General features: G+C 55.2%; 22 protein-coding genes. 18 read left to right on the top strand and 4 right to left on the bottom strand.

What is annotated here, in order from left to right; translation table 11 throughout:
- Window positions 1-5: 5 nt before the first annotated feature.
- From leuC to leuL, 4 genes are all read right to left on the bottom strand, one after another.
- Complete coding sequence (gene leuC / locus ADJ24_RS00930; protein ID WP_023310384.1) at window positions 6-1,406, bottom strand: 3-isopropylmalate dehydratase large subunit; 1,401 nt, start codon at window positions 1,404-1,406, stop codon at window positions 6-8.
- Window positions 1,407-1,408: 2 nt separating this feature from the next.
- The gene (gene leuB / locus ADJ24_RS00925; RefSeq protein WP_023310385.1) at window positions 1,409-2,500 is read right to left on the bottom strand and encodes a 3-isopropylmalate dehydrogenase; all 1,092 of its coding nucleotides are present in this window, start codon (window positions 2,498-2,500) and stop codon (window positions 1,409-1,411) included.
- Entirely contained in the window at window positions 2,500-4,071 is a 1,572-nt protein-coding gene (leuA, locus tag ADJ24_RS00920; RefSeq protein ID WP_023310386.1) for a 2-isopropylmalate synthase, read from the bottom strand. Before leuA ends, leuB begins: the two co-directional genes overlap by 1 nt.
- Before the next feature lie 91 nt (window positions 4,072-4,162).
- On the bottom strand, window positions 4,163-4,249 hold the full coding sequence (gene leuL, locus ADJ24_RS25780) for a leu operon leader peptide (RefSeq protein WP_071786497.1): 87 nt from the start codon (window positions 4,247-4,249) through the stop codon (window positions 4,163-4,165).
- A gap of 606 nt (window positions 4,250-4,855) precedes the next feature.
- Between leuL and leuO the strand changes: the two genes are divergently transcribed.
- The 18 genes from leuO to ftsA all read left to right on the top strand — a co-directional run bounded on the left by leuO (window position 4,856) and on the right by ftsA (window position 25,802).
- Window positions 4,856-5,800 (top strand): transcriptional regulator LeuO, encoded by a 945-nt coding sequence (leuO, locus tag ADJ24_RS00915; protein ID WP_029741223.1) that lies wholly within the window; start codon window positions 4,856-4,858, stop codon window positions 5,798-5,800.
- Window positions 5,801-6,180: 380 nt separating this feature from the next.
- The gene (ilvI, locus tag ADJ24_RS00910) at window positions 6,181-7,905 is read left to right on the top strand and encodes an acetolactate synthase 3 large subunit (RefSeq protein WP_023310388.1); all 1,725 of its coding nucleotides are present in this window, start codon (window positions 6,181-6,183) and stop codon (window positions 7,903-7,905) included.
- Window position 7,906: 1 nt separating this feature from the next.
- A complete protein-coding gene (ilvN, locus tag ADJ24_RS00905; RefSeq protein ID WP_023310389.1) occupies window positions 7,907-8,398 on the top strand; it encodes an acetolactate synthase small subunit in 492 nt (163 codons plus the stop codon).
- Window positions 8,399-8,577: 179 nt separating this feature from the next.
- Entirely contained in the window at window positions 8,578-9,585 is a 1,008-nt protein-coding gene (gene cra / locus ADJ24_RS00900; protein WP_008501993.1) for a catabolite repressor/activator, read from the top strand.
- A 599-nt stretch (window positions 9,586-10,184) separates the two neighbouring features.
- Window positions 10,185-10,643, top strand: coding sequence for a division/cell wall cluster transcriptional repressor MraZ (gene mraZ / locus ADJ24_RS00895; RefSeq protein ID WP_021240528.1), 459 nt, complete (start codon window positions 10,185-10,187; stop codon window positions 10,641-10,643).
- Window positions 10,644-10,645: 2 nt separating this feature from the next.
- Complete coding sequence (gene rsmH, locus ADJ24_RS00890) at window positions 10,646-11,587, top strand: 16S rRNA (cytosine(1402)-N(4))-methyltransferase RsmH (protein ID WP_023310390.1); 942 nt, start codon at window positions 10,646-10,648, stop codon at window positions 11,585-11,587.
- Window positions 11,584-11,949, top strand: a complete 366-nt coding sequence (ftsL, locus tag ADJ24_RS00885; RefSeq protein WP_008501989.1) for a cell division protein FtsL — start codon at window positions 11,584-11,586, stop codon at window positions 11,947-11,949. The genes rsmH and ftsL overlap by 4 nt, the downstream gene beginning before the upstream one ends.
- 15 nt (window positions 11,950-11,964) lie before the next feature.
- The gene (locus ADJ24_RS00880; protein WP_023310391.1) at window positions 11,965-13,731 is read left to right on the top strand and encodes a peptidoglycan glycosyltransferase FtsI; all 1,767 of its coding nucleotides are present in this window, start codon (window positions 11,965-11,967) and stop codon (window positions 13,729-13,731) included.
- Window positions 13,718-15,205 (top strand): UDP-N-acetylmuramoyl-L-alanyl-D-glutamate--2,6-diaminopimelate ligase, encoded by a 1,488-nt coding sequence (gene murE / locus ADJ24_RS00875; protein WP_023310392.1) that lies wholly within the window; start codon window positions 13,718-13,720, stop codon window positions 15,203-15,205. Before ADJ24_RS00880 ends, murE begins: the two co-directional genes overlap by 14 nt.
- Window positions 15,202-16,560, top strand: a complete 1,359-nt coding sequence (gene murF / locus ADJ24_RS00870) for a UDP-N-acetylmuramoyl-tripeptide--D-alanyl-D-alanine ligase (RefSeq protein ID WP_023310393.1) — start codon at window positions 15,202-15,204, stop codon at window positions 16,558-16,560. Before murE ends, murF begins: the two co-directional genes overlap by 4 nt.
- Window positions 16,554-17,636: a phospho-N-acetylmuramoyl-pentapeptide-transferase gene (mraY, locus tag ADJ24_RS00865; RefSeq protein WP_008501985.1), complete on the top strand. Its 1,083-nt coding sequence runs from the start codon at window positions 16,554-16,556 to the stop codon at window positions 17,634-17,636. Before murF ends, mraY begins: the two co-directional genes overlap by 7 nt.
- A 2-nt stretch (window positions 17,637-17,638) precedes the next feature.
- On the top strand, window positions 17,639-18,955 hold the full coding sequence (gene murD, locus ADJ24_RS00860) for a UDP-N-acetylmuramoyl-L-alanine--D-glutamate ligase (protein WP_023310394.1): 1,317 nt from the start codon (window positions 17,639-17,641) through the stop codon (window positions 18,953-18,955).
- Window positions 18,955-20,199 carry a cell division protein FtsW gene (gene ftsW, locus ADJ24_RS00855; protein ID WP_023310395.1) on the top strand — a complete coding sequence of 415 codons (1,245 nt, stop codon included), beginning with the start codon at window positions 18,955-18,957 and terminating at the stop codon, window positions 20,197-20,199. Before murD ends, ftsW begins: the two co-directional genes overlap by 1 nt.
- Window positions 20,196-21,260, top strand: coding sequence for an undecaprenyldiphospho-muramoylpentapeptide beta-N-acetylglucosaminyltransferase (murG, locus tag ADJ24_RS00850; RefSeq protein WP_023310396.1), 1,065 nt, complete (start codon window positions 20,196-20,198; stop codon window positions 21,258-21,260). Before ftsW ends, murG begins: the two co-directional genes overlap by 4 nt.
- A 56-nt stretch (window positions 21,261-21,316) precedes the next feature.
- Complete coding sequence (gene murC, locus ADJ24_RS00845) at window positions 21,317-22,792, top strand: UDP-N-acetylmuramate--L-alanine ligase (RefSeq protein ID WP_023310397.1); 1,476 nt, start codon at window positions 21,317-21,319, stop codon at window positions 22,790-22,792.
- Complete coding sequence (locus tag ADJ24_RS00840; protein WP_023310398.1) at window positions 22,785-23,705, top strand: D-alanine--D-alanine ligase; 921 nt, start codon at window positions 22,785-22,787, stop codon at window positions 23,703-23,705. Before murC ends, ADJ24_RS00840 begins: the two co-directional genes overlap by 8 nt.
- Before the next feature lies 1 nt (window position 23,706).
- Window positions 23,707-24,549: a cell division protein FtsQ gene (gene ftsQ / locus ADJ24_RS00835; RefSeq protein WP_023310399.1), complete on the top strand. Its 843-nt coding sequence runs from the start codon at window positions 23,707-23,709 to the stop codon at window positions 24,547-24,549.
- Window positions 24,546-25,802 carry a cell division protein FtsA gene (ftsA, locus tag ADJ24_RS00830; protein WP_023334508.1) on the top strand — a complete coding sequence of 419 codons (1,257 nt, stop codon included), beginning with the start codon at window positions 24,546-24,548 and terminating at the stop codon, window positions 25,800-25,802. The genes ftsQ and ftsA overlap by 4 nt, the downstream gene beginning before the upstream one ends.
- The last annotated feature ends 38 nt before the right edge of the window (window positions 25,803-25,840 follow it).

The following is a 25,840-nucleotide window of genomic DNA, read 5'->3' as shown; positions in this document are numbered from 1 at the left end:
TCTCCTTATTTCAGGCTGCGAATATCGGCGAAATGGCCGGTGACTGCCGCAGCGGCGGCCATTGCCGGGCTGACCAGATGGGTGCGCCCACCGCGGCCCTGACGGCCTTCAAAGTTTCGGTTGCTGGTGGAGGCGCAGCGCTCGCCCGGATTCAGGCGATCGTTGTTCATGGCCAGACACATGGAGCAGCCGGGCAGGCGCCACTCGAAGCCCGCTTCGATAAAGATCTTATCCAGACCTTCGGCTTCCGCCTGGGCTTTCACCGGACCGGAGCCAGGTACCACCAGCGCCTGCACGCCCGGTGCCACTTTGCGGCCTTTGGCAATCTCGGCGGCGGCACGCAAATCCTCGATACGGGAGTTGGTGCAGGAACCGATAAAGACTTTATCAATGGCGACATCGGTCAACGGCACGCCAGGCTTCAGCCCCATATAGGCCAGCGCTTTTTCGGCACTGGCGCGCTCGACCGGATCGGTAAAGGATGCCGGGTCAGGGATATTGTCGTTAACGGAAATCACCTGGCCCGGATTGGTGCCCCAGGTCACCTGAGGCGCAATCTCTTCTGCCTGCAGCGTGACGACGGTGTCAAACGTTGCCCCATCGTCGGTTTTCAGGGTTTTCCAGTACGCTACCGCGTCGTCAAAATCCTGATCTTTCGGCGCGTGCAGACGACCCTTCACGTAGTTGAAGGTGGTTTCGTCCGGCGCGACCAGACCGGCTTTTGCGCCCATCTCAATCGCCATATTGCACAGGGTCATGCGCCCCTCCATGCTCAGCGCCTGGATGGCTTCCCCGCAGAACTCGACAACATGACCGGTGCCGCCCGCGCTGCCGGTTTTACCGATGATGGCCAGCACGATGTCTTTTGCGGTAATACCCGGTGCGGCTTTACCCTTCACTTCAATCTTCATGGTTTTGGCGCGGCCCTGTTTCAGGGTCTGCGTTGCCAGAACATGTTCCACCTCGGACGTGCCAATTCCGAATGCCAGAGCGCCAAACGCGCCGTGGGTCGCGGTATGGGAGTCTCCGCAGACGATGGTCATGCCCGGCAGGGTGATCCCTTGCTCAGGTCCCATCACGTGGACGATCCCCTGGTACGGATGGTTCAGGTCGTACAGCTCAACGCCAAATTCCTTGCAGTTCTTAATCAGCTCCTGCATCTGGATACGGGCCATCTCACCCGAGGCATTAATGTCTTTTGTCTGGGTGGATACGTTGTGATCCATCGTCGCGAAGGTTTTACCCGGCTGACGTACCGGACGCTTGTGCGCCCGCAGGCCGTCAAAGGCCTGAGGAGAGGTCACTTCGTGCACCAGATGACGGTCAATGTACAGCAGCGGGGTTTCGTTTGGCGCCTCGTAAACAACGTGCGCATCAAACAACTTTTCATATAACGTCTTAGCCATGATTACACCCCTTCAGCGACATAGCGGGCAATGATGTCGCCCATTTCATCGGTACTGACTGCCGCCGTGCCGCGTGCTAAATCGCCGGTACGGACGCCTTCTTCTAACGCCCGGTTAATGGCGTTTTCAATTGCGGTTGCTGCATCGCCTGCATCCAGGCTGTAGCGCAGCAGCAGGGCCAGGGAGAGGATCTGCGCAATAGGGTTGGCAATGTTTTTGCCTGCAATATCCGGCGCGGAGCCGCCCGCAGGCTCGTACAGGCCAAAGCCTTCTTCATTCAGGCTTGCGGAGGGCAGCATGCCCATCGAGCCGGTGATCATTGCGCACTCGTCAGAGAGAATATCGCCGAACAGGTTGGAGCACAGCAGCACGTCAAACTGGGACGGATCTTTAATCAGCTGCATGGTCGCATTGTCGATGTACATGTGCGACAGCGCGACGTCCGGGTACTGCTTAGCGACTTCACTGACGATCTCGCGCCACAAAATGGAGGACTGCAGCACGTTCGCTTTATCAATGGAGGTTACTTTATGGCGGCGTTTGCGCGCCGACTCGAACGCGATATGGGCGATACGTTCGATTTCGAAACGGTGATACACCTCGGTGTCGAACGCTTTCTCGTGTTGTCCGCTGCCTTCGCGGCCTTTTGGCTGACCGAAGTAGATCCCGCCGGTCAGTTCACGCACGCACAGAATGTCGAAACCGTTGGCGGCGATATCCGCGCGCAGCGGGCAGAACTCTTCCAGACCCTGATACAGCTTCGCCGGACGCAGGTTGCTGAACAGCTTGAAATGTTTACGCAGCGGCAGCAGCGCGCCGCGCTCTGGCTGCTCTGCCGGCGGCAGGTGTTCCCATTTCGGGCCACCGACGGAACCAAACAGCACGGCATCGGCATTTTCGCAGCCTTCCACGGTCGCTTTTGGCAGCGGCGTGCCGTGGTTATCAATCGCAATACCGCCCACGTCATAGTGGCTGGTGGTGATTTTCATCGCAAAACGCGCGCGAACGGCTTCCAGTACTTTCAGCGCCTGTGCCATCACTTCCGGACCAATACCGTCGCCCGGCAACACAGCAATATGGTAATTCTTCGACATTACACGGTTTCCTTGTTGTTCTCTTTATTCTGAGCTTTGCGTTGCAACTCTTTTTCGACTTCGGCGGCGCGCCAGATGTTGTTCAGAACATGCACCATCGCTTTCGCGGAGGATTCAACGATATCGGTCGCCAGGCCCACGCCGTGGAAGCGGCGGCCATTGTGGGTAACAACAATGTCGACCTGACCCAGTGCATCTTTGCCGTGGCCCTTGGCCGTCAGGTCATATTTCACCAGCTCAACGTCGTACTCGGTGACGCGATTAATCGCCTGGTAGATGGCATCGACAGGGCCGTTACCGTTAGCGGCCTCTGCTTTAATTTCATCCCCGCAGGCCAGTTTGACCGAGGCGGTTGCGATGTCGCTGGAGCCGGACTGCACGTTGAAGTAATCCAGACGGAAGTGCTCCGGCTCTTCCTGCTGCTTGTTAATAAAGGCCAGCGCTTCCAGGTCATAGTCGAACACCTGACCTTTTTTGTCGGCCAGCTTCAGGAACGCGTCGTACAGCTGATCCATGTTGTAATCGCTGTCCTTATAACCCATCTCTTCCATACGGTGTTTAACCGCGGCGCGACCGGAACGGGAGGTCAGGTTCAACTGCACCTGGTTCAGACCGATGGATTCCGGAGTCATGATTTCGTAGTTTTCACGATTCTTCAGCACGCCATCCTGGTGAATACCGGAGGAGTGCGCGAAGGCACCGGTGCCGACAATCGCTTTGTTAGCCGGAATTGGCATGTTGCAAATCTGGCTGACGGTCTGGCTGGTGCGCCAGATTTCGTTGTGATTGATGCGGGTGTGCACGTCCATAATGTCTTTGCGCACTTTGATCGCCATGATCACCTCTTCCAGCGAACAGTTGCCCGCGCGTTCGCCGATGCCGTTCATCGCGCCTTCTACCTGACGCGCGCCGGCGTGTACCGCGGCGATGGCATTGCCCACGGCCAGACCCAAATCATCGTGGGTGTGGACGGAGATAATTGCTTTATCAATATTCGGCACGCGGTCATACAGGCCGGTGATGATGCTGGAAAACTCAAACGGCATGGTGTAGCCGACGGTGTCCGGGATGTTGATGGTTTTCGCACCCGCGTTGATGGCGGCTTCCACAACGCGTGCCAGGTCTTCGATTGGCGTACGGCCCGCATCTTCACAGGAGAATTCAACGTCATCGGTATAGTTGCGTGCGCGCTTAACCATGTAAACCGCACGCTCAATCACCTCATCCAGCGTGCTGCGCAGCTTGGTTGCGATGTGCATAGGCGAGGTGGCAATAAAGGTGTGGATACGGAACGCTTCGGCGACCTTCAGCGACTCGGCGGCGACGTCGATGTCTTTCTCTACGCAGCGCGCCAGGGCACAAACGCGGCTGTTTTTAATGGTGCGCGCGATGGTCTGTACGGATTCGAAATCACCCGGGGAAGAGACAGGGAAACCGACCTCCATCACGTCGACACCCATACGTTCGAGAGCCAGCGCGATCTGCAGTTTCTCTTTTACACTCAGGCTTGCCTGTAATGCCTGTTCACCGTCACGTAAAGTAGTATCGAAAATAATGACTTGCTGGCTCATGGGTTAGGTCCTTGTCAGTCTTAGGGCGCCTTGCTACGAGCATAAAAAAACCCGCGCAGTGGCGCGGGTTTTTAGTCTTACTGGTGACGATTCAACGCTGAATTTCGCCCGCCAGTCTACCGCGCACAGTGGATGCGTTTAGTAGTAGTAGACCGGTGAAACGAATGGTGCGTGTCATGAATCGTGCTCCGTTAAATTCAATATGCTTTTAGTGGTACTGGATACGGCTGTTCATGTCAACCCCTGAAGATGAAAACGGGCCCGACAGACGGAATCAACAGGATATTCACTTTAGCTAATTGTGCTGGTTTTAGCTTTCCCTGCCCGACTAATTGTCTAATTTTGGACTTAAGAAAAGAGTTGCAGAAACAAATGAATATAATTGTTTAAAAATGAGTGAAATGTCATGAAGAGGATGCTTTATGCTTAAAGAGTTTGGATATCATTAAGTTATAAATGCAGTGAATCTATTTATGAGTGCTAAAAAACGAACAGAGATAACAGGTTGTTAACTAACTGTAGGGAGATAGCAATAACAGTTTAATAATGCTTAAGTCATCATTAACCTGATGGCAATTGTATATTTGTTTGGTTTATGGTTTCATTCAGATCCTAAAGTCAAACATATCTTTTTTGCTCATTAATTTTCGTTAGTATAGAGTCTTTATATATTCCGAATTTTAAATAATTCTCTTTCGCTGATCGTATTTGCATGATAAATCATATTTTTCGAGATTATTACAGTACGTTGGCAAAGGAGTGTAGCGTGACAGTGGAGTCAGAAGTGCCAGAAAATAATATTAAACAGTCTCAAGCTACTGATGGGATTAAACCGCAGTTACGCACGGTGGATCTGAATCTTCTGACGGTGTTTGATGCGGTTATGCAGGAACAGAATATCACCCGCGCGGCTCAAGCGTTGGGGATGTCACAACCTGCGGTGAGTAATGCCGTCGCTAGACTTAAGCTCATGTTTAACGACGAATTATTTGTTCGCTACGGGAGGGGGATCCAGCCTACGGCACGCGCATTCCAGCTGTTCGGCTCCATCCGCCAGGCGTTGCAACTGGTCCAAAATGAGCTGCCGGGATCGGGCTTTGAACCTTTAAGCAGCGAGCGCGTATTTCATCTTTGTGTCTGCAGCCCATTAGATAATTATTTAACGTCAATTATCTATAATAAAGTTGAAGAGATCGCACCAAATATCCATCTTGTTTTTAAATCATCTCTGAATCAAAACACGGAACATCAGTTACGCTATCAGGAGATTGAATTCGTTCTGGGATATGAAGAGTTCCGTCGTCCGGAATTTTCCTGCGTGCCGCTGTTTAAAGATGAAATGGTTCTGGTCGCCAGTAAAAAACACCCGCGCCTGAATTCTCCGCTGCGAGAAAACGATGTTTATAACGAGCAGCACGCCGTTGTTGCGCTCGACAGATATGCTTCCTTTAGCCTGCCGTGGTATGACACTGCGGATAAACAGGCGAGCGTGGCTTATCAGGGCATGGCCATGGTCAGCGTATTAAACGTGGTTTCCCAGACACAGCTGGTGGCAATTGCGCCACGCTGGCTGGCAGAAGAGTTTTCTGACCCTTTAAATCTGCAAATTTTGCCTCTGCCGCTCAAGCTAAATAGCCGTACCTGTTATCTTTCCTGGCATGAAGCGGCGGGCCGGGATAAAGGACATCAGTGGATGGAAGAGTTGCTGGTTGGCATCTGCCGCCGGTAAACGCATCAGGATAAATCGCATTGGTTTATGTGATTTATCCTGAGTTTTTCTGGATACTTGATATTTTGTTCTGTGAATCTTTTTTTCTGACTGCTCTCTGGCGCGCAAAAATAGATGATTTCCTGCATTGTCGCGGTTTTCAGCGATGATTTATCACCCCATCCTCTATTCCCAGAGGAATTAACCATATCTTCTGATAACGGCTGCTTTTTCTGCTTTACGCAGCGTTTATCTCACCGGGTTTGCTAATTGCCTGCCTCATAACGAGCGGTTAAGGTAAAGAACACTCTGCAAAATATAAGATTGGTTTATCCCAATCGTAAGACGGTGCGGAAATGAATTCGGCAGTCCGTCTATAACAAAATGCCTGGAGGCAAAGCATGGAGATGTTGTCTGGCGCGGAAATGGTCGTTCGGTCGCTGATCGATCAGGGCGTAAAGCAAGTGTTCGGCTACCCTGGCGGTGCGGTCCTCGATATTTATGATGCGCTGCATACGGTTGGGGGCATTGACCATGTTCTGGTACGTCACGAGCAGGCGGCGGTACACATGGCTGACGGCCTGGCACGTGCGACGGGTGAAGTGGGCGTGGTATTAGTCACGTCCGGCCCCGGCGCGACAAACGCCATTACCGGCATTGCGACGGCCTATATGGACTCCATTCCGCTGGTGATCCTCTCCGGGCAGGTGGCAACCTCACTGATTGGCTACGATGCGTTTCAGGAGTGCGACATGGTCGGGATTTCGCGTCCCGTTGTGAAGCACAGCTTTCTGGTCAAGCAAACAGAAGACATTCCCGGCATACTGAAAAAAGCCTTCTGGCTGGCGGCGAGCGGACGCCCGGGACCGGTGGTGGTCGATCTGCCTAAAGATATTCTCAACCCGGCAAACAAGCTGCCTTATGTCTGGCCGGAATCGGTCAGCATGCGCTCTTATAACCCCACAACGCAGGGGCATAAAGGTCAGATCAAGCGAGCGTTGCAAACGCTTCTGGCCGCCAAAAAACCGGTGGTCTATGTCGGTGGCGGGGCGATCAACTCTGCCTGTGAAGCCCAGCTTCGTGAACTGATTGAAAAGCTTAACCTTCCCGTTGCGTCGTCGCTGATGGGGCTGGGGGCGTTCCCTGCCACCCATCGTCAGGCGCTGGGGATGCTGGGTATGCACGGTACCTATGAAGCCAACATGACAATGCATCATTCCGATGTGATCTTTGCCGTCGGCGTGCGCTTTGACGATCGCACCACTAACAACCTGGCGAAGTATTGTCCGAACGCCACCGTGCTGCACATTGATATCGATCCAACGTCAATTTCAAAAACGGTGTCGGCTGATGTGCCGATCGTCGGCGATGCCCGTCAGGTTCTGGAGCAAATGCTGGACCTGCTGACCCAGGAGAGTGTAACCCAGCCGCTGGATGAGATCCGCGACTGGTGGCAGCAGATTGAACAGTGGCGCGCGCGTCAGTGCCTGAAATATGACACGCAAAGTGAAAACATTAAGCCGCAGGCGGTCATTGAAGCGGTGTGGCGACTGACGAAAGGTGAGGCGTACGTGACCTCAGACGTGGGGCAGCATCAGATGTTTGCCGCCCTGTATTACCCGTTTGATAAACCGCGACACTGGATCAACTCCGGTGGTTTAGGAACCATGGGATTTGGTCTGCCTGCCGCGCTGGGCGTGAAGCTGGCGCTGCCGAATGAAACCGTCGTCTGCGTGACGGGGGACGGCAGTATTCAGATGAATATTCAGGAGCTGTCTACCGCGCTGCAATATGAACTGCCGGTACTGGTGCTGAACCTGAATAACGGGTATCTCGGTATGGTCAAGCAGTGGCAGGATATGATCTACTCTGGCCGCCACTCACAGTCCTATATGAAATCGCTGCCGGATTTTGTTCGTCTTGCTGAAGCTTATGGCCACGTAGGCATGCGGGTGACCGATCCGGCCGAGCTGGAAACGAAGCTCGCACAGGCGCTTGAGCACGTTAAAAACAACCGCCTCGTCTTTATGGATGTGATTGTTGATGGAACCGAGCACGTTTATCCGATGCATATTCGTGGTGGTGGTATGGATGAAATGTGGTTAAGCAAAACGGAGAGAACCTGATATGCGCCGGATATTATCTGTTTTACTGGAAAACGAGTCTGGCGCACTGTCGCGCGTCATTGGCCTTTTTGCGCAGCGCGGCTATAACATTGAAAGCCTGACCGTTGCCCCGACGGAAGACCCGACGCTGTCGCGCATGACGATCCAAACCGTCGGCGATGCCAAAGTACTTGAGCAAATTGAAAAACAGCTGCATAAGCTGGTCGACGTACTGCGCGTGAGCGAGCTAGGGCAGGGTGCCTACGTTGAACGTGAGGTCATGCTGGTGAAAATCCAGGCCAGCGGCTACGGGCGTGATGAAGTCAAACGCAATGCGGATATTTTCCGCGGCCAGATTATCGACGTCACGCCTTCTCTTTATACGGTTCAGCTGGTCGGTACAAGCGACAAGCTGGATGCTTTCCTGGCGTCCGTGCGGGATGTCGCAAAAATTGTCGAGGTCGCGAGATCGGGGGTTGTGGGTCTGTCACGCGGCGAGAAAATCATGCGTTAGTTGTCAAAAAGGTTCGCCTCTTTCTGCCCGGTCACCAAAGCCGGGCTTTTTTTTGCGTAATCAGCCGACAACGCAGATAAAAGCGGTTGCCGCGAAGGCTTTTCTGCGTTTAGATGTTAAAAGATTTAACCATAACCTTGACAGGGCCATGGACTCTTTTCTTTTTTTAAGGGGCAATTGTGAAACTGGATGAAATCGCCCGGCTAGCCGGCGTGTCACGAACAACGGCCAGCTATGTGATTAACGGTAAAGCAAAGCAGTACCGTGTCAGCGACAAGACCGTTGAAAAAGTTATGGCGGTGGTTCGTGAGCATAACTACCATCCGAATGCTGTCGCAGCCGGTCTGCGTGCCGGGCGTACCCGCTCTATTGGTCTGGTGATCCCTGACCTGGAAAACACCAGCTATACCCGTATCGCCAACTATCTTGAACGTCAGGCGCGCCAGCGCGGCTATCAATTGCTGATTGCCTGCTCGGAAGACCAGCCCGACAACGAGATGCGCTGCATTGAGCATCTGCTCCAGCGCCAGGTGGATGCAATCATCGTGTCGACCTCCTTGCCGCCAGAGCATCCGTTCTACCAGCGCTGGGCGAACGACCCGTTCCCAATCGTTGCGCTGGATCGCGCGCTCGATCGCGAGCATTTCACCAGCGTCGTGGGTGCGGATCAGGATGATGCAGAAATGCTGGCCGCAGAGCTGAGAACGTTCCCCGCAGAGACAGTGCTGTATCTTGGCGCGTTACCCGAGCTTTCCGTGAGCTTCCTGCGCGAGCAGGGATTCAGAACCGCCTGGAAAGACGATCCGCGCGAGGTCCACTACCTCTATGCCAATAGCTACGAGCGTGAAGCCGCGGCGCAGCTGTTCGAAAAATGGCTGGAAACGCACCCAATGCCTCAGGCGCTGTTCACCACCTCGTTTGCGCTGTTGCAGGGTGTCATGGATGTGACCTTACGCCGTGAAGGTAAACTGCCCTCCGATCTGGCGATTGCCACGTTCGGGGATAACGAGTTGCTCGACTTCCTCCAGTGCCCGGTGCTGGCTGTAGCACAGCGTCACCGCGATGTGGCTGAACGCGTGCTGGAGATTGTGCTGGCAAGCCTGGATGAGCCGCGCAAACCGAAGCCGGGCCTGACGCGGATCAAACGTAATCTCTACCATCGCGGAATTTTAAGCCGCCAAAAATGAAATGACTGGGGCGGCGAAATCTGCCCCATTTTGTTGCGATAATTCGTGCGCATAATTCCCGGAGAGAAATTAGGATAATTCTTGAGAAATCCTAATCACCTATTTTCTTAATTCATTCTGGCTTTTAAATTGGCCCTTTAAAGAACGTCCGGGCGATTTTAAACAGCTATCTTTGTATTAATTTGTTACAAACCCTCTTCGGCCGATGAATATTCAGACGTTTTTCCTCCTCCTTTGTCAGCTTACGTGGCAACCGCCGCGCTTACCGGGTGCCCGAGTGAATCTGGCGCTGTTATCCCCTGAGAATCTGTCATAAAATGCTGCCCGCGTCGCAAACTGACACTTTATATTTATCTGCGATGATATTGAGTGAGCTTTAACGCTAGTGTGCATATTCGGTTTTTTTCTTACAAATATTCATAACGTTAATTTTGCCTCGCCAGTTGTGCAGTTATTAACCAGGACTGTTTATCTCTGTAAATAGAGGGCTTTCGGGTCCTTATAGGGAGAGTCCTGGCTTGACAAGCTTTTCCCTCGCTCCGTAAACTCCTTTAGGTGGGAATTTGTGGGTTAAAGTGGTGAGGAGGGGTGAGACTGGCATGTTCCGTGGAGCTACGTTAGTCAATCTCGACAGCAAAGGGCGTTTATCGGTACCAACCCGATACCGCGACCAGCTGATTGAGAACGCTGCGGGTCAAATGGTTTGCACCATTGACATTAACTCCCCCTGCCTGCTGCTTTACCCCTTGCCTGAATGGGAAATTATTGAGCAAAAGCTGTCGCGACTGTCGAGCATGAACCCGCAGGAACGCCGCGTGCAGCGGCTTTTATTGGGACATGCCAGTGAATGTCAGATGGATAACGCAGGGCGATTACTGATTGCGCCTGTGTTGCGGCAACATGCCGGTCTGACCAAAGAAGTGATGCTGGTCGGGCAGTTCAACAAGTTTGAACTGTGGGATGAAACGACCTGGTATCAACAGGTCAAGGAAGATATCGACGCTGAGCAGTCTGATTCCGCGACATTATCGGAACGGCTGCAGGACTTGTCTCTATAAATATGATGGAAAATTATAAACATAAAACGGTGTTACTGGACGAGGCCGTTAACGGTCTGAATATTCGTCCGGATGGCATCTACATTGATGGCACGTTTGGTCGCGGTGGTCACTCACGTTTGATTCTCTCCCAGCTTGGAGAGGAAGGACGTCTGCTGGCAATCGATCGCGATCCGCAGGCAATTGCCGTTGCACAGACCATCAATGATCCACGCTTTTCCATCGTGCATGGACCTTTCTCTGCGCTCGCGGAATATGTTGCCGAGCGTGGCCTGACGGGCAAGATCGACGGGATTCTTCTCGATCTTGGCGTCTCTTCACCCCAACTTGATGATGCTGAACGTGGTTTCTCCTTTATGCGTGATGGTCCGCTGGACATGCGGATGGACCCGACGCGCGGTCAGTCTGCCGCTGAGTGGTTACAGACCGCTGACGAAGCAGACATAGCATGGGTCATCAAAACGTTTGGCGAAGAGCGCTTTGGCAAACGTATTGCGCGCGCCATCGTTGAGCGCAATCGCATTGAGCCAATGACCCGCACCAAAGAGCTGGCTGAGGTGATCGCGGCGGCGACACCGGTGAAGGATAAGCACAAACATCCCGCGACCCGTACCTTCCAGGCGGTTCGCATCTGGGTAAACAGTGAACTGGAGGAAATAGAGCTGGCGCTAAAAAGCTCGCTCGACGTGCTGGCCCCGGGTGGGCGGTTATCCATCATCAGCTTCCATTCGCTGGAAGACCGTATTGTGAAACGCTTTATGCGTGAACAAAGCCGCGGTCCACAGGTGCCAGCGGGGCTGCCGATGACGGAAGAACAACTCAGGAAGCTGGGTGGCCGTCAGTTGCGAGCATTAGGCAAGTTGATGCCGGGCGAAGAAGAAGTGGCAGAGAATCCACGCGCCCGTAGTTCAGTGCTGCGTGTTGCAGAGAGGACGAACGCATGATCGGCAGAGTGACAGAGACCCTAAGCAAAGTTAAGGATTCGTTAGGAAGCAACGAGCGCCATGCCTTGCCTGGCGTGATCGGCGACGATCTTTTGCGGTTTGGGAAACTGCCACTCTGTCTGTTCATTTGCATCATTGTCACGGCAGTTACGGTGGTGACCACCGCCCACCATACACGTTTATTGACTGCGCAACGCGAGCAGATGGTACTGGAACGCGATGCGCTGGATATTGAATGGCGAAATCTGATCCTTGAAGAAAACGCGCTCGGCGATCACAGCCGGGTTGAACGGATCGCAACGGAAAAGCTGCAACTGCAGCATGTTGATCCTTCGCAGGAAAATATCGTAGTACAAAAATAAGGGAAAACGCGACGCATGAAAGCAGCGGCAAAAACGCTAAAACCAAAACGTCAGGAAGAACAGGCCAACTTTGTCAGTTGGCGTTTTGCGTTGCTTTGCGGCTGCATTTTACTCGCTCTGGGTTTTCTGCTGGGACGCGTGGCCTGGCTGCAAATCATCGCCCCTGACATGCTGGTGCGCCAGGGCGACATGCGCTCCCTGCGCGTCCAGGAAGTGTCGACATCCCGCGGGATGATCACCGACCGTTCGGGTCGTCCGCTGGCGGTGAGCGTGCCGGTGAAGGCGATCTGGGCCGATCCTAAAGAACTGCATGATGCTGGCGGGATCACGCTTGATAACCGCTGGAAGGCCCTTGCGGACGCGCTGAAGATGCCGCTTGACCAGTTAGCTTCACGCGTAAATACGAACCCGCGAGGGCGGTTTATCTATCTGGCACGTCAGGTGAACCCTGACATGGCAGACTACATCAAAAAATTGAAGCTGCCGGGGATCCATCTGCGTGAAGAATCTCGTCGTTACTATCCTTCCGGCGAAGTGACTGCTCACCTCATTGGCTTTACTAACGTAGATAGCCAGGGGATTGAAGGCGTCGAAAAAAGCTTTGATAAATGGCTAACCGGCCAGCCGGGCGAACGCATTGTGCGTAAAGACCGCTACGGTCGCGTGATCGAGGATATTTCCTCTACGGACAGCCAGGCCGCACACAACCTTGCGCTGAGTATCGATGAGCGCTTGCAGGCGCTGGTTTACCGCGAGCTGAACAACGCCGTGGCCTTCAACAAAGCGGAATCGGGCAGTGCCGTGTTAGTCGACGTCAACACGGGTGAAGTGCTGGCGATGGCCAATAGCCCTTCCTACAACCCTAACAATCTCACCGGTACGCAGAAGGATGTTATGCGTAACCGTACCATCACCGACGTATTCGAACCGGGTTCGACCGTTAAGCCGATGGTAGTCATGACTGCACTCCAGCGCGGTATCGTCAATGAAAACACCGTACTGAATACCATTCCATACCGAATTAACGGCCACGAAATCAAAGACGTGGCGCGCTACAGCGAATTGACCCTGACCGGGGTGTTGCAGAAGTCGAGTAACGTCGGTGTTTCAAAGCTGGCGTTAGCGATGCCGTCCTCAGCGTTAGTAGAGACTTACTCACGTTTTGGGCTTGGAAAGGCGACCAATTTGGGGTTGGTCGGAGAACGCAGTGGCTTATATCCTCAAAAACAACGGTGGTCTGACATAGAGAGGGCCACCTTCTCTTTCGGCTACGGGCTAATGGTGACACCGTTACAGTTAGCGCGAGTCTACGCAACAATCGGCAGCTATGGCGTTTATCGTCCGCTGTCGATTACCAAAGTTGATCCACCGGTTCCCGGCGAGCGTATCTTCCCGGAATCAACCGTCCGTACTGTTGTTCATATGATGGAAAGCGTAGCGCTGCCCGGCGGCGGCGGCGTGAAGGCGGCAATCAAAGGTTATCGCATCGCCATCAAGACCGGTACGGCGAAAAAAGTAGGGCCGGACGGCCGCTATATCAATAAATACATTGCCTATACCGCAGGCGTAGCGCCTGCAAGCAATCCGCGTTTTGCGCTGGTGGTCGTGATAAACGATCCACAGGCGGGTAAATACTACGGCGGCGCCGTCTCCGCGCCTGTGTTCGGGGCTATCATGGGCGGCGTGTTACGCACCATGAACATTGAACCGGATGCGCTGGCGACGGGCGAAAAAAGTGAATTTGTAATTAATCAAGGCGAGGGTACAGGTGGCAGATCGTAATTTGCGCGACCTTCTCGCTCCGTGGGTGCCAAATGCACCGGAGCGAGCACTGCGAGAGATGGTACTGGACAGCCGCGTGGCTGCTTCTGGCGATCTTTTTGTGGCGGTGGTCGGTCATCAGGCGGACGGGCGTCGTTATATCCCGCAGGCGATTGCGCAAGGTGTGGCTGCCATTATTGCTGAGGCCAAAGATGAGGCAACCGACGGTGAGATCCGTGAAATGCACGGGGTGCCGGTCATCTATCTCAGCCAGTTAAACGAGCGTCTTTCCGCGCTGGCGGGGCGTTTTTATCACGAACCTTCCGACCAGCTGCGCCTGGTTGGCGTGACGGGTACCAACGGTAAAACCACTACCACGCAGCTGATGGCGCAGTGGGCCCAGCTGCTGGGTGAAACCGGTGCGGTGATGGGTACCGTGGGTAACGGCCTGCTGGGCAAAGTGAGCCCGACGGAAAACACCACCGGCTCGGCGGTAGACGTACAGCATGTGCTTGCCGGTCTGGCAGGGCAGGGGGCAACCTTTGCTGCGATGGAAGTCTCTTCGCACGGTCTGGTTCAGCACCGCGTCGCGGCGCTGAAATTTGCTGCTTCCGTGTTTACCAACCTGAGCCGCGATCATCTTGATTATCACGGTGATATGGAGCATTACGAAGCCGCGAAATGGCTGCTGTTCTCTACTCACCATTACGGACAAGCCATCATCAACGCCGACGACGAAGTGGGCCGCCGCTGGCTGGCGAAGCTGCCGGATGCGGTTGCGGTGTCGATGGAAGACCATATCAATCCGAACTGCCACGGCCGCTGGCTGAAGGCGGTTGAGGTGAATTATCACGACAGCGGGGCGACAATCCACTTTGCCTCTTCCTGGGGGGAAGGTGAAATTGAAAGCCGCCTGATGGGCGCCTTTAACGTCAGCAACCTGCTGCTGGCGCTGGCAACGTTGCTGGCGCTGGGTTATCCGATGGCTGAACTGCTGAAAACCTCAGCGCGTCTGCAGCCTGTTTGCGGCCGTATGGAAGTGTTCAGCGCGCCGGGCAAACCGACCGTCGTGGTGGATTATGCCCACACGCCGGATGCGCTGGAAAAAGCGCTGGAGGCGGCGCGCCTGCACTGCACAGGGAAGCTCTGGTGCGTGTTTGGCTGCGGCGGCGATCGCGATAAAGGCAAACGCCCGCTGATGGGGGCTATTGCCGAGCAGTTTGCAGATATTCCGGTTGTGACCGATGACAACCCGCGTACCGAAGAGCCGCGCGCCATCATTAATGACATTCTGGCGGGCATGCTGGACGCGGGCCGCGCTCGCGTGGTGGAAGGGCGTGCGGAAGCCGTGACCAACACCATCATGCAGGCGCAGGAGAATGATGTTGTTCTGCTGGCGGGCAAAGGCCATGAAGATTATCAGATCGTTGGCAATCGCCGTCTGGACTACTCGGACCGCGTAACGGCAGCACGCCTGCTGGGAGTCGTGGCATGATTAGCATCACGTTAAGCCAGGCCGCTGCTATTCTGCAGGGCGACCTCTACGGGCAAGACCTGACCATTGATGCCGTAACGACGGACACCCGTAAAATCACCGCAGGCTGTCTGTTTGTGGCGCTGAAAGGCGAGCGTTTTGACGCACATGATTTTGCGGAACAGGCCAAAGAGAACGGCGCTGGTGCGCTGCTCGTCAGCCGCAGGCTCGATATCGATCTGCCACAAATTGTGGTGAAAGATACGCGTCTCGCGTTCGGTGAGCTGGCCGCCTGGGTTCGTCAGCAGGTCCCTACTCGCGTTGTCGCCTTGACCGGTTCATCAGGCAAGACGTCGGTGAAAGAGATGACGGCGGCGATCCTCAGCCAGTGCGGGAATACGCTTTATACCGCGGGCAACCTCAATAATGACATCGGCGTGCCGATGACATTACTCCGTCTGACTAAAGAACACGAATTTGCGGTGATCGAGTTAGGGGCGAACCACCAGGGCGAAATCGCCTGGACCGTGAGCCTGACTCGCCCGGAAGCCGCGCTGGTGAATAACCTCGCGGCGGCGCATCTGGAAGGTTTTGGCTCGCTGGAAGGCGTAGCGAAAGCCAAAGGTGAGATTTATACCGGCCTGCCGGATGACGGTATCGCCATCCTGAACGCCGACAACAACGACTGGCTGAACTGGCAAAGCATCATTGGTTCGCGTAAAACCTGGCGCTTCTCGCCGAATGCGGCCAACAGTGATTTTACCGCGACCAATATCCACGTGACGTCGCACGGTACGGAGTTCACCCTCACCACCCCAACGGGTGGCATTGATGTGCTGCTGCCGCTGCCGGGTCGCCATAACATCGCCAATGCGCTTGCGGCGGCGGCGTTGTCGACGGCGGTGGGCGCGTCGCATGAAGCGATTAAAACCGGGCTGGCGAACCTGAAAGCCGTGCCGGGGCGTCTGTTCCCGATTCAGCTTTCGGAAAACAAGCTGCTGCTGGATGACTCCTACAACGCGAACGTTGGCTCAATGACGGCGGCGGTGCAGGTGTTATCTGAAATGCCGGGCTATCGCATCATGGTGGTGGGCGATATGGCAGAGCTGGGCGACGAAAGCGAAGCCTGCCATACCCAGGTCGGTGAAGCGGCGAAAGCGGCGGGGCTGGACTGCGTGCTGAGCGCAGGAAAACTGAGCCAGGCGATTAGCCATGCCAGCGGCGTTGGCGAGCATTTTGCTGATAAAAGCGCGTTGATAGCGCGCCTTAAGGCGTTGATTACAGAAAAACAAATTGTGACTGTGTTAGTGAAAGGTTCACGTAGTGCCGCCATGGAAGAGGTTGTGCACGCATTACAGGAGAACGGGACATGTTAGTTTGGCTGGCCGAACATTTGGTCAAATATTATTCAGGCTTTAACGTCTTTTCGTATCTGACGTTTCGCGCCATCGTCAGCCTGCTGACTGCGCTGTTCATCTCGTTGTGGATGGGCCCGCGCATGATTGCCCGTCTGCAAAAACTCTCTTTCGGCCAGGTTGTGCGTAACGACGGTCCGGAATCGCACTTCAGCAAGCGCGGCACGCCGACGATGGGCGGGATCATGATCCTGACCGCCATCGTCGTTTCCGTGCTGCTGTGGGCGTATCCCTCCAACCCGTACGTCTGGTGCGTTCTGACGGTACTGGTGGGTTACGGGATCATCGGTTTTGTTGATGATTACCGCAAAGTCGTTCGCAAAGATACTAAGGGCCTGATCGCGCGCTGGAAATATTTCTGGATGTCGGTGATCGCGTTGGGCGTGGCATTCGCGCTGTATCTGGCCGGGAAAGATACGCCAGCCACCGAGCTGGTCGTGCCGTTCTTTAAGGACGTGATGCCGCAGCTGGGGCTGTTCTACATCCTGCTGGCCTACTTTGTGATTGTTGGTACCGGCAACGCCGTTAACCTGACCGACGGTCTGGATGGTCTGGCGATTATGCCAACCGTCTTTGTGGCCGCCGGTTTTGCGCTGGTGGCGTGGGCGACCGGTAACATGAACTTTGCAAATTATCTGCACATCCCTTATCTGCGCCACGCGGGTGAGCTGGTGATCGTCTGTACGGCGATTGTCGGCGCGGGGCTGGGCTTCCTGTGGTTCAACACCTATCCGGCGCAGGTCTTTATGGGTGACGTCGGTTCTCTGGCTTTGGGCGGTGCGCTCGGCATTATCGCCGTACTGCTGCGTCAGGAGTTCCTGCTGGTGATCATGGGCGGCGTGTTTGTGGTTGAAACCCTGTCGGTGATTTTGCAGGTCGGTTCCTTCAAGCTGCGCGGTCAGCGCATCTTCCGTATGGCGCCGATTCACCACCACTATGAACTGAAAGGCTGGCCGGAGCCGCGCGTGATTGTGCGCTTCTGGATTATTTCGCTGATGCTGGTGCTGATTGGCCTGGCAACGCTGAAGGTACGTTAATCATGGCAGATTACCAGGGCAAAAAAGTCGTTATCATCGGGTTGGGCCTCACGGGGCTCTCCTGCGTGGACTTTTTCCTCGCGCGCGGCGTGACTCCGCGCGTGATGGATACGCGTGTCTCTCCGCCGGGTCTGGACAAACTGCCGGAACAGGTTGAACGCCACCTTGGTGGTCTGAATGATGACTGGCTGCTGGCAGCCGATCTGATTGTCGCAAGCCCAGGTATGGCGCTGGCGCATCCTTCGCTGAGCGCTGCTGCGGATGCGGGCGTTGAGATTGTCGGCGATATCGAACTCTTCTGCCGCGAAGCGCAGGCGCCCGTTATCGCCATTACCGGTTCTAACGGTAAAAGCACCGTCACCACCCTGGTGGGGGAAATGGCGAAAGCGGCGGGAATGAACGTCGGCGTTGGCGGTAACATTGGTTTACCCGCTCTGATGCTGCTGGACAAAGGCTGCGAGCTGTATGTTCTCGAGCTTTCCAGCTTCCAGTTGGAAACCACCTCCAGCCTGCACACTGCGGCTGCGACGATCCTCAACGTGACTGAAGATCATATGGACAGGTATCCATTTGGTCTTCAGCAGTACCGTGCCGCCAAGCTCCGCGTTTATGAAAATGCCAAAGTCTGCGTTGTTAATGCCGATGACGCGCTAACCATGCCGGTGCGTGGCGCAGACGATCGCTGTATTAGCTTCGGTATCACGATGGGCGATTACCACCTGAACCGTCAGCTGGGCGAAACCTGGCTGCGCGTGAAGGGTGAGAAAGTGCTGAACGTGAAAGAGATGAAGCTCTCAGGTCAGCACAACTATACCAATGCCCTGGCGGCGCTGGCGCTGGCGGATGCAGTAGGACTTCCGCGCTCCTCCAGCCTGAAAGCGTTAACCACGTTTTCTGGTCTGGCGCACCGTTTCCAGCTGGCGCTGGAGCACAACGGCGTGCGCTGGATCAACGACTCCAAAGCCACCAACGTGGGCAGCACCGAGGCCGCGCTGAATGGCCTGCACGTTGACGGCACCCTGCATTTACTGCTGGGCGGCGACGGTAAATCAGCTGATTTCTCCTCCCTGAAGCCGTATCTCGCCGGAGATAACATCCGCCTGTACTGCTTCGGCCGTGACGGCAGCGAGCTGGCTGAACTGCGCCCTGAGGTTGCCGAGCAAACCGAAACCATGGAACAGGCGATGCGGCTGATTGCCCCTCGCGTGAAGCCAGGCGATATGGTGCTGCTCTCTCCGGCCTGCGCCAGCCTCGATCAATTCAAGAATTTCGAACAGCGTGGTGATGTCTTTACCCGCCTGGCGAAGGAGTTAGGCTAATGCGTTTATCTCTCCCTCGCCTGAAAATGCCGCGCCTGCCAGGATTTGGGATCCTGGCATGGGTGTTTGCGGCGCTCAAAGGCTGGGTGATGGGCTCTCGTCAAAAAGATAACGACAGCCTGGTCATGTACGATCGCACGCTGTTCTGGCTCACGATGGGGCTGGCGGCGGTCGGCTTCATTATGGTGACGTCAGCCTCAATGCCCGTCGGGCAGCGTCTGGCGAACGATCCTTTCCTGTTTGCCAAGCGTGATGGTCTTTACATCATCCTGGCGTTCTGCCTGGCGCTGGTGACCTTGCGTCTGCCGATGGAGTTCTGGCAGCGGCACAGCACGGCGATGCTGATCGCCTCGATTATTATGCTGCTGATCGTACTGGTGGTGGGGAGCTCTGTTAACGGCGCATCACGCTGGATCGCCTTTGGCCCGCTGCGCATTCAGCCTGCGGAATTTACCAAGCTCTCCCTGTTCTGCTACCTGGCAAACTACCTGGTGCGTAAGGTAGATGAAGTGCGTAACAACCTGCGCGGCTTCTTAAAACCGATGGGCGTGATTCTGGTGCTGGCGGTATTACTGCTGGCGCAGCCTGACCTCGGTACCGTTGTCGTGCTGTTCGTTACCACCCTGGCGATGCTGTTCCTGGCGGGCGCGAAGCTGTGGCAGTTCATCGCTATCATCGGGATGGGGATTTCAGCGGTTGTGCTGCTGATCCTCGCCGAGCCTTACCGTATTCGCCGTGTAACCTCGTTCTGGAACCCGTGGGAAGATCCGTTCGGCAGCGGTTATCAGCTGACGCAGTCGCTGATGGCCTTTGGTCGTGGTGAAGTCTGGGGACAGGGGCTGGGTAACTCGGTACAGAAACTGGAGTATTTACCGGAAGCGCATACTGACTTCATCTTCTCCATTATTGCGGAAGAACTGGGTTATATCGGTGTGGTATTAGCGCTATTAATGGTATTCTTCGTCGCTTTCCGCGCCATGTCCATCGGGCGGAAAGCGCTGGAGATCGATCACCGCTTCTCAGGATTCTTAGCCTGTTCAATTGGTATCTGGTTTAGCTTCCAGGCATTGGTTAACGTCGGGGCCGCAGCGGGTATGCTGCCGACCAAAGGTCTGACGTTGCCGTTGATCAGTTATGGTGGTTCCAGTCTGTTGATTATGTCGACGGCCATCATGTTTTTGTTGCGCATAGATTATGAAACGCGTCTGGAAAAAGCCCAGGCGTTTACACGAGGTTCACGATGAATCAACCGAAGCGGTTAATGGTGATGGCAGGCGGTACCGGTGGACACGTGTTCCCGGGACTGGCGGTTGCGCACCATTTAATGGATCAGGGCTGGCAGGTACGCTGGCTGGGAACCGCAGACCGCATGGAAGCCGATCTGGTACCGAAGCACGGTATTGAGATCGACTTTATTCGTATTTCCGGCCTTCGGGGCAAGGGCCTCAAGGCAATACTGCTGGCACCGGTGCGTATTTTTAACGCCTGGCGTCAGGCGCGCACCATCATGAAGCGCTTTAAGCCAGATGTGGTGCTGGGCATGGGCGGTTATGTCTCGGGTCCTGGCGGGCTGGCGGCGTGGTCGTTAGGCATTCCCGTTGTGCTGCATGAACAGAACGGTATTGCCGGACTGACCAACAAGTGGCTGGCGAAAATCGCTACCAAAGTTATGCAGGCGTTTCCCGGCGCGTTCCCGAAAGCGGACGTGGTGGGTAACCCGGTGCGTGTCGACGTGCTGGCGCTGCCGCTGCCGGATGCTCGCCTGACGGGCCGTGAAGGGCCGGTTCGTGTACTGGTCGTCGGCGGCTCTCAGGGCGCTCGCATTCTAAACCAGACGATGCCGCAGGTCGCCGCAAAGCTGGGGGATACCGTGACGATCTGGCACCAGAGCGGAAAAGGCGCTCAGCAGACCGTTGAGCAAGCGTACGCAGACGAAGGCCAGCCGCAGCATAAAGTCACAGAGTTTATCGACGACATGGCGGCAGCGTATGCCTGGGCCGATGTCGTGGTCTGTCGTTCAGGCGCGCTGACGGTGAGCGAGATCGCCGCCGCGGGTCTGCCGGCCCTGTTTGTGCCGTTCCAGCACAAAGACAGACAGCAGTACTGGAATGCGCTGCCGCTTGAGAAAGCCGGCGCCGCGAAGATATTTGAGCAGCCACAATTTACCGCCGACGCGGTCGCCACCACCCTGGCGGGCTGGAACAGAGACGCACTGCTGGAGATGGCGCAACGCGCGCGCGCGGCCGCTATCCCTGATGCGACGGAACGGGTGGCAAAAGAAGTGAGCCTGGCAGCCCAGGCTTAACCCTCGCAGCGCGTGTTGCGCTGCACGAATTTTAAGTAGTCGATGGCGTTTAGAGAATGAATACACAACAACTGGCAAAACTGCGTTCAATCGTGCCCGAGATGCGTCGCGTCCGGCACATTCACTTTGTTGGCATCGGTGGTGCTGGCATGGGCGGTATTGCCGAAGTGTTAGCTAACGAAGGCTATCAGATAAGCGGGTCTGACCTGGCGCCAAACCCTGTAACGCAGCAGCTGGCGTCGCTTGGGGCGACTATCTATTTCAACCATCGCCCGGAAAACGTGCGCGATGCGAGCGTGGTGGTGGTCTCAAGCGCTATCTCCTCTGACAACCCGGAAATCGTTGCCGCGCACGAAGCGCGCATTCCGGTGATCCGCCGTGCAGAAATGCTGGCGGAACTGATGCGTTTCCGTCACGGCATCGCCATTGCCGGGACCCACGGTAAAACCACGACCACGGCGATGGTCTCCAGTATTTATGCGGAAGCGGGTCTCGACCCGACGTTCGTCAACGGCGGTCTGGTCAAAGCAGCGGGCGTACATGCGCGTCTGGGCCACAGCCGTTACCTGATTGCTGAAGCGGATGAGAGCGACGCGTCGTTCCTGCACCTGCAGCCGATGGTGGCGATTGTCACTAACATCGAAGCTGACCATATGGATACCTACCAGGGCGACTTCGAGAACTTAAAGCAGACCTTCATCAACTTCCTGCACAACCTGCCTTTCTACGGACGCGCGGTGATGTGCGTTGACGATCCGGTGATCCGCGAGCTGCTGCCGCGCGTGGGTCGTCAAATCACCACTTACGGCTTCAGCGAAGACGCTGACGTCCGCGTGGAAGAGTACAAACAGATTGGTGCGCAGGGGCATTTCACTCTGGCGCGTCAGGACAAAGAGCTGCTGCACGTCACGCTGAATGCTCCAGGGCGCCATAATGCCCTCAATGCCGCAGCGGCAGTGGCCGTCGCGACGGAAGAAGGCATTGATGATGATGCGATTCTGCGCGCGCTGGAAAGCTTCCAGGGCACCGGCCGTCGTTTCGACTTTCTCGGTGAATTCCCGCTGGACGCCGTTAACGGTAAAGCCGGTACAGCGATGCTGGTGGACGACTACGGCCACCATCCGACCGAAGTGGACGCCACCATTAAAGCCGCGCGTGCAGGCTGGCCTGACAAAAATCTGGTGATGATCTTCCAGCCGCACCGCTTCACGCGTACGCGCGATCTGTACGACGATTTCGCCAGCGTCCTGTCACAGGTAGACACCCTGTTAATGCTGGACGTGTACGCTGCAGGCGAGACGCCGATTCCGGGTGCTGACAGCCGTTCCCTGTGTCGTACCATCCGTGGACGCGGTAAAGTTGACCCTATTCTGGTTTCTGACCCTGCACAGGTGGCGGAAATTCTGGCACCAGTCCTGACGGGTAACGATTTGATTCTGATTCAGGGTGCGGGAAATATCGGCAAAATCGCCCGTACCTTAGCTGAAATCAAACTGAAGCCGCAAACCCAGGAGGATGAGCATCATGGCTGATAAGATTGCTGTCCTGTCTGGCGGCATCTCCGCCGAGCGCGAGGTTTCCCTGAATTCCGGCGCGGCTGTGCTGGCGGGCCTGCGCGAAGGTGGCGTCAATGCGCACCTGGTTGACCCAAAAGAGGTCGACGTGACGCAATTAACAGCCATGGGCTTCGATAAAGTCTTTATCGCTTTGCATGGTCGCGGCGGTGAAGACGGCACCCTGCAGGGACTTCTGGATCTGATCGGCCTGCCGTACACCGGCAGCGGCGTGATGGCTTCCGCTATCTCTATGGATAAACTGCGCAGCAAGCTGCTGTGGCAGGGCGCGGGGTTACCCGTTGCGCCATGGGTAGCACTGACGCGTCGCGAATTTGAATTGGGCCTGTCGGATAGCGTTAATGCACGCATTGCTGAGCTAGGCTTACCGGTTATTGTAAAGCCCAGCCGGGAAGGCTCCAGCGTGGGAATGTCCAAAGTCGACAAAGCTGAAGATCTTTCGTCCGCTTTAGCGCTGGCATTTCAACATGATGAAGAAGTTCTGATTGAAAAATGGCTCAGCGGGCCGGAATTTACCGTCGCGATGCTTGGCGAAGAAATTTTACCGTCAATCCGTATCCAACCGGCCGGAACCTTCTATGATTATGAGGCGAAGTATCTCTCTGATGAGACGCAATATTTCTGCCCTTGTGGTCTTGAAGCTGAGCGTGAAGCCGATTTACAGTCCCTGGTGCTTAAAGCCTGGCATGTTCTGGGTTGCCGTGGCTGGGGACGCATCGACGTGATGCAGGACAGCGATGGACAATTTTATCTGCTGGAAGCGAATACCTCTCCGGGAATGACCAGCCACAGCCTTGTGCCGATGGCCGCGCGTCAGGCGGGGATGAGCTTCTCGCAGTTAGTCGTACGCATTCTGGACCAGGCGGGCTGATATGTCTCAGGCTGCATTGAACACGCGCAACCGCGATGACGAGGACGAATACGCCTCTTCACGCCGCAGTAATGGAACGCGTCTTGCAGGCATCATTTTCCTGCTCGGGGTGCTGTGCACCGTGTTTATCAGCGGCTGGATGGTCCTGGGCTGGATGGAAGATGCGCAGCGGTTGCCGCTTTCTAAGCTGGTGGTCACCGGTGAGCGTCACTACACGCGTAACGACGATATTCGCCAGTCAATACTGGCACTGGGCTCACCTGGCACCTTTATGACGCAGGACGTCAATATTATCCAGAGCCAGATAGAACGTCTGCCATGGATAAAACAGGCGAGCGTAAGAAAGCAATGGCCTGATGAATTGAAGATTCATCTGGTTGAATATGTGCCCATTGCGCGTTGGAATGATCAGCACATGGTTGACGCAGACGGAAATTCCTTCAGCGTCCCGGCCGATCGTGTCAACAAGCAAAATTTACCGATGTTGTATGGCCCGGAAGGTAGCGAAAACGAAGTATTACAGGGTTTTCGCGAAATGGGTCAGGTGCTGGCGAAGGACAGGTTTACGTTAAAAGATGCAGCCATGACGGCGCGCCGTTCCTGGCAGCTGACGTTAACAAACGGCATTAAGCTCAACCTGGGACGCGGCGACACAATGAAGCGTCTGGCGCGTTTTGTCGAACTTTACCCGGTTTTACAGCAGCAGGCACAGACTGACGGCAAACGGATAAGCTACGTTGATTTGCGCTATGACTCAGGCGCAGCAGTCGGTTGGGTACCGGCTCCGGTCGAGGAACCTAATCAGCAACAGAATCAGGCACAGGTACAGGCAGAACAACAATGATCAAGGCGACGGACAGAAAACTGGTAGTTGGACTGGAGATTGGCACCGCGAAGGTTGCCGCTTTAGTAGGGGAAGTTCTGCCCGACGGTATGGTCAATATCATTGGCGTAGGCAGTTGCCCGTCCCGTGGTATGGATAAAGGTGGGGTAAACGATCTTGAATCGGTGGTGAAATGCGTTCAGCGCGCCATCGATCAGGCTGAACTGATGGCAGATTGCCAGATTTCTTCTGTCTATCTGGCCCTTTCTGGCAAGCACATTAGCTGCCAGAACGAAATCGGTATGGTGCCGATTTCCGAAGAAGAAGTGACGCAGGAAGACGTTGAAAACGTTGTGCACACGGCGAAATCCGTGCGTGTCCGCGACGAACATCGCGTGCTGCATGTCATTCCGCAGGAATATGCGATTGACTACCAGGAAGGGATCAAGAACCCGGTCGGTCTTTCTGGCGTACGTATGCAGGCAAAAGTGCACCTGATCACATGTCACAACGATATGGCGAAGAACATTGTAAAAGCCGTTGAACGTTGTGGCCTGAAAGTTGACCAACTTATTTTCGCCGGTCTGGCGGCCAGTTATTCCGTGCTGACCGAAGATGAACGTGAACTGGGTGTCTGTGTGGTCGATATTGGTGGTGGTACAATGGATATCGCCGTGTATACCGGCGGTGCGTTGCGCCACACGAAAGTGATCCCTTATGCCGGGAACGTTGTAACCAGCGATATTGCTTACGCTTTTGGTACGCCGCCGAGCGATGCAGAAGCGATTAAAGTGCGCCACGGCTGTGCGCTGGGGTCTATCGTTGGCAAAGATGAGAGCGTTGAAGTGCCGAGCGTCGGTGGTCGTCCACCGCGTAGCCTGCAGCGCCAGACGTTGGCAGAGGTCATTGAGCCGCGCTATACCGAGCTGCTCAACCTGGTCAACGAAGAGATTTTACAGTTACAGGAACAGCTTCGTCAGCAGGGCGTTAAACATCATCTTGCGGCGGGGATTGTATTAACCGGCGGTGCAGCGCAAATTGAAGGTCTTGCGGCCTGTGCTCAGCGGGTGTTCCATACGCAGGTTCGTATAGGTGCGCCGCTGAATATCACTGGTTTAACGGATTATGCTCAGGAGCCGTATTATTCAACGGCTGTGGGCCTGCTCCACTACGGGAAGGAATCTCATCTCAGTGGTGAAGCAGAAGTGGAAAAACGCGTCTCAGTGGGGTCGTGGGTCAAACGACTGAACAACTGGTTGCGAAAAGAGTTTTAATTTTTTTAAGAGACCGGAGAGAATTAGCGGTCTCGGGC

Origin of the sequence: Enterobacter sp. 940_PEND, from assembly GCF_001059415.1 — a bacterium.
Taxonomy (GTDB): domain Bacteria; phylum Pseudomonadota; class Gammaproteobacteria; order Enterobacterales; family Enterobacteriaceae; genus Enterobacter; species Enterobacter cloacae_M.
This window is presented reverse-complemented; position numbering and strand designations above follow the sequence as displayed.

Bases quoted from the DNA above. Each gene is read 5' to 3' on its own strand.
- mraY (WP_008501985.1), top strand. From the start codon at position 16,554: ATGTTAGTTTGGCTGGCCGAACATTTGGTCAAATATTATTCAGGCTTT.
- rsmH (WP_023310390.1), top strand. From the start codon at position 10,646: ATGATGGAAAATTATAAACATAAAACGGTGTTACTGGACGAGGCCGTT.
- leuA (WP_023310386.1), bottom strand. From the start codon at position 4,071: ATGAGCCAGCAAGTCATTATTTTCGATACTACTTTACGTGACGGTGAA.
- ADJ24_RS00880 (WP_023310391.1), top strand. From the start codon at position 11,965: ATGAAAGCAGCGGCAAAAACGCTAAAACCAAAACGTCAGGAAGAACAG.
- ftsW (WP_023310395.1), top strand. From the start codon at position 18,955: ATGCGTTTATCTCTCCCTCGCCTGAAAATGCCGCGCCTGCCAGGATTT.
- leuC (WP_023310384.1), bottom strand. From the start codon at position 1,406: ATGGCTAAGACGTTATATGAAAAGTTGTTTGATGCGCACGTTGTTTAC.
- murG (WP_023310396.1), top strand. From the start codon at position 20,196: ATGAATCAACCGAAGCGGTTAATGGTGATGGCAGGCGGTACCGGTGGA.
- leuB (WP_023310385.1), bottom strand. From the start codon at position 2,500: ATGTCGAAGAATTACCATATTGCTGTGTTGCCGGGCGACGGTATTGGT.
- ftsL (WP_008501989.1), top strand. From the start codon at position 11,584: ATGATCGGCAGAGTGACAGAGACCCTAAGCAAAGTTAAGGATTCGTTA.
- ilvN (WP_023310389.1), top strand. From the start codon at position 7,907: ATGCGCCGGATATTATCTGTTTTACTGGAAAACGAGTCTGGCGCACTG.
- ilvI (WP_023310388.1), top strand. From the start codon at position 6,181: ATGGAGATGTTGTCTGGCGCGGAAATGGTCGTTCGGTCGCTGATCGAT.
- ftsQ (WP_023310399.1), top strand. From the start codon at position 23,707: ATGTCTCAGGCTGCATTGAACACGCGCAACCGCGATGACGAGGACGAA.
- ADJ24_RS00840 (WP_023310398.1), top strand. From the start codon at position 22,785: ATGGCTGATAAGATTGCTGTCCTGTCTGGCGGCATCTCCGCCGAGCGC.
- murC (WP_023310397.1), top strand. From the start codon at position 21,317: ATGAATACACAACAACTGGCAAAACTGCGTTCAATCGTGCCCGAGATG.
- mraZ (WP_021240528.1), top strand. From the start codon at position 10,185: ATGTTCCGTGGAGCTACGTTAGTCAATCTCGACAGCAAAGGGCGTTTA.
- murF (WP_023310393.1), top strand. From the start codon at position 15,202: ATGATTAGCATCACGTTAAGCCAGGCCGCTGCTATTCTGCAGGGCGAC.
- murD (WP_023310394.1), top strand. From the start codon at position 17,639: ATGGCAGATTACCAGGGCAAAAAAGTCGTTATCATCGGGTTGGGCCTC.
- ftsA (WP_023334508.1), top strand. From the start codon at position 24,546: ATGATCAAGGCGACGGACAGAAAACTGGTAGTTGGACTGGAGATTGGC.
- leuL (WP_071786497.1), bottom strand. From the start codon at position 4,249: ATGACACGCACCATTCGTTTCACCGGTCTACTACTACTAAACGCATCC.